Source organism: Streptococcus sp. HMSC034E03, assembly GCF_001811505.1.
Taxonomy (GTDB): Bacteria; Bacillota; Bacilli; order Lactobacillales; family Streptococcaceae; genus Streptococcus.
On sequence record NZ_KV804998.1, the window covers coordinates 1 to 4246 of the forward strand.

Annotated in this window: 2 protein-coding genes; both read right to left on the minus strand. The window is 41.4% G+C overall.

Annotated features, from left to right (window positions below):
- The coding region (locus HMPREF2805_RS08950; protein WP_075232270.1) for an SIALI-17 repeat-containing surface protein at positions 1–3119 on the minus strand (3119 nt) is incomplete at its 3' end.
- A 575-nt stretch (positions 3120–3694) separates the two neighbouring features.
- The coding region (locus HMPREF2805_RS11330; protein ID WP_186822566.1) for an SIALI-17 repeat-containing surface protein at positions 3695–4246 on the minus strand (552 nt) is incomplete at its 5' end.

The following is a 4246-nucleotide window of genomic DNA, read 5'->3' on the forward strand; positions in this document are numbered from 1 at the left end:
GTGGCTTCGCCATTTACTCCTCCGGTGAACTCAGGCACTTCATGGACAGCTACTTCTGCACCATTGACACCGCCTACAAATTCTGGAGATTCTGCTCTTGCTGCTTCTACTGCGTTCACACCACCTGTAAATTCTGGTTGTTCATGAACCGCTGCTTCTACACCATTAACTCCACCTACAAATTCTGGATCATTGGCTACGGCTGCTTCCTCGCCATTGACACCGCTATTGAATTCTGGTACTTCATGTACGGCTGCTTCTGCACCGTTGACAGATCCTTCAAAGGCTGGATTCTCAGGGGTGACAAGACTGTCTATGTTGACACCACCACTAAATTCTGGTTGTTCATGAACCGCTGCTTCCTCACCGTTGACTCCACCTGTAAATTCTGGAAATTCATGAACTGCCGCTTCGCTTCCATTTACTGCTCCAGGAATACCTGCTCCTTCAAGACTCACTGGAAGGTTGTGCATACTCTCGATCGCTCCAGAAGCAAGGCCAGTTATCTCTTGACCTAGATCTGACTTATCTATTGTGAATAGAAGAGTCTTAGTATCGTACTGGGTCATAAAGTTTATTTTTTTACCATTTGCCAACTGAAGTGTTGGGATTTTGTTAACTAAAACTTCTGAATCAAATTCTACTGCAAGAATTCCTGGCCATTTTTCAATAACATTTTTAACTTTGGCTTCTTTAGGAGAAATTCTTTCCTTCGTTAAGAAATCCCAGTTGAATTTCTTGAAGGATAGAGTATAAGGATTGCCACCAGCTTCATGATGCTCGTACAAGAGACCAAATTCTTTTGGTCCGATCTGTTGAAGTGAGTTATAGGCATACTCTCCTTCTTGAATCAAATGATGATGCAACCAAGTCAACTCGCCATCTTCTTCTACGCGAGCCACTCGAATATGGCCATTCTTACGACCTGGGCCATTGGCATTTGCTAGAAGGATGTACTCTTTACCATCTTGAACCGTATGAGTCGCCGCCATTTGAACATAAACATCAGGTACATCATAGCGTGCTACATAGTTGTCCCATGTAATACCACCATCATTACTTGTCGCAACCTGCAAATCACCAGTCAAACCACGCATAAAGAGTTTCAACTGACCATTGTTCAGCTGAACAACTGAAGCCTCCGTATTTTGAGCGTAGTAATTGTTCATGTTGCTTGAATCAACTACTGTGCCATCATGAAGCGTACGCTTGTCATTGACACCGCCACCCATATGCCAAGTCTTACCATGGTCATCTGAGTAGATGATGCGAGACGATTGAGATCCGTTTAGGTGGTTTGTTCTGTTTGTCGTATAAACAGGAACGACGATCCGACCTTTATGAGGTCCATTCTGGAGGGTAATGCCCACTCCAGGTCCCACACCTAAGAATTTCATCCAATCAGCTTTGACCATTGGAGTAATATCTTGTGGTGCAGACCAAGTTTTACCATCATCATCACTGTAAGACATCCATAGGTAGCTGTCTTTAGCAATTCTAAATGGAGAAGTTTTATTACTTGTAAAGTAGATATTTCCTAGTAACTGCTCACCCTGATAAAGATCACCTTTATCGCTATAAGCCGGCTTGACAGGATTTACAACAACACGGTAATCCGTTGCCTGACCATCTGGTGTGTAGACTACACCATTTTCACGAATAGTATAGGCCCCATTTTCTCCTTCACGATAGAGAATTTGGTAGGTTTTCCCATCAATTTCTTTATAAGCTTCCTCTTTTTCAGCTGACATCCCAAAGATACCTTTCCCTTCTGGGAACATATCGTAAACTGAGAAGATTCGTTTAGTTTCCGTATCTTGGACCAGAACCATATCGATGTTTACTGGTGAACCAATGTTTGGATCCTTGGCTTTTGGATTGTCACGTAGATTGGTAAGCGTGATACGATCGCCCCATGTTTGGCCCTTGTCTTCACTTCGTTTAACGACCATACCGATATCACCCCAGTCAGAGTAGTGTAAGCGGCGTTCGTCAGCACCAGCAATCAAAGTTCCCTTGTCAGTCTTAAGGAGAGCTGGAATACGATAGCTATTAATACCATCTGGATTTGACTGCCCATTTTTACCAGCTTCAAAGACATCCTTTTTATCTGTTATCTCAGCTCCTTCTGGAAGCTTTTTCTCTAATTCGGATCTTTCAAAGAGGTAGCTACGATTTTGAACTTCTTCTGGACTCAAGGCACGATCGTAAACAGTTAGATTACGAACTTGTAATCCTGCCCCCCAAACCATACTTCCTGCACGATTTGTGGTACCAATTTGCATATGATTTACATCAGGCATATCTTTGATAAAGCGTCCTGATTTCTTACTTGTTCGTGACAAGACTCCATTTACATAGAGACGAACTTGTCCATCTGGAGAATCAGCACTTGGTCTTTCAACTGTAAAGGTTACTGAGTTCCACTGACCTGGTTTGACTGTTAATGGTGCGTCTGTGTATCTATCATAAAATTGGTCGCCATTTTGATCGCGGCCCTCAATCAAGGCAACGTTGTTATACACAGCCATTGTAAAGTATTCATTTCTTACCTTATCACTTGATACTGAGAAAAGGTTATAAAATGCTGGTGCAGAAGCATCTGGTTTGAACTCCATATGAATGGTCGCATTTTGAAGCTGTTTCAGTTTGTCCAATTGCTCTGTCAAATCAATTCTATTGCTATTTGCAGCATTAGTCTCTACATCTTCCTTTTCAAGAACAGTATTGACATTTTCCAACTCTCTAGCATAGTAATCACGTGGAAGCGAAGCTGGATCTTGTTCGGTTTCTCTAGTTGCTTCTGCTGTTTCTGCTGTTGCAGTTGTCTCTGTTCCTGCTGTTGCAGTTGTCTCTGTTCCAGTATGTGCTTCTGTAGATGTATGTGTGACTGTATCTACTCCATTAGACTCAGTAACATTCTTTTCAGTATCTGCTACTTTTTCAGTTTGACCCTTGTCTACTCCAAGCTCAGTGATCTCATTACTGGTAGCTGTTGATTCTTGAGCTAATACTGGTGACGCACCGAAAACAACTGCTCCAATCACAACCGAAGCTGTTCCAACTGCAAATTTACGAATTCCATATCGTTGTTTTTTTTCAAAATGACTATGTTTCATTTCTTGTCCTTTCACCTCGAAAATAAAGCGCTTTCTTTTTTGCTTAAAATTTTTAGTCATCTGACTAAATGACAAAAATTACTTTTTCACGAATGGTTACACTCGCTCTTTCAAATTTTCTCTCACTTAACGCCCCATCGTTAACTAGAGTCTCCTACTCCTTTCAAATTTTATCTTATTCACATTATATAATAAATCCTCCCCTTTTAAGAGAGATTGAGATAGAACAGATTATACTTTCAGTTTTTGAAACATAAATTCAGACATTTGAAACTACTTTCGGATGCTTTGGATTTTTCTAACATAAAATTGCTTCATTCGGTTGAATCGTTTTTTAATGAACTTTATCTCAAACTTATACTCAATGAAAATCAAAGAGCAAACTAGGAAGAGAGCCGCAGGTTGTACTTGAGTACGGTAAGGCGAAGCTGACGTGGTTTGAATTTGATTTTCGAAGAGTATTAACTATTTGACTCCTGATTTATCTAGATCAAAAAGGCCGTAACTAGTTTTAGTCACGACCCTTTCTAAGATAAGATCAAATTTCTCTATGAATTTCGTTGATTTTAACTATTTCATTGATCTTCTTTTTTCTTGCCCATAGCAAACATACCTAGGAGCATTCCTACAAGTCCTAGAGAGGCAAGAGGAGCAACAGCTTCACTTCCTGTTTCAGGAAGAAGTTGCTGACGAGCAGCAGGGGCTTGATAAGTTTTATCTTCTGCCATGGCCTGAACCACAATTGACTGTTCTCCCTTATATTCTGAGACCTCATGGACAGCAGCTTCAGCACTGTTTGCACCACCTTCATACGATAGAACTTCTGTACTCGCAGATTCTAAACCATTGACACCGCCTGTATATTCTGGCACCTCTAACTGAGCGGACTCTACTCCATTGACACCACCTGTGTACTCTGGAACTTCTAACTTAGCAGATTCTACTCCATTAACGCTGCCTACGTACTCTGGAACTTCTAACTTAGCGGACTCTACTCCATTGACGCCACCTGTGTATTCTGGAACTTCTAACTTAGCGGACTCCACTCCATTGACGCTACCTGCATACTCTGGAACTTCTAACTTAGCAGTTTCCACTGCATTAACGCCACCTTCATAAGCTGGAAG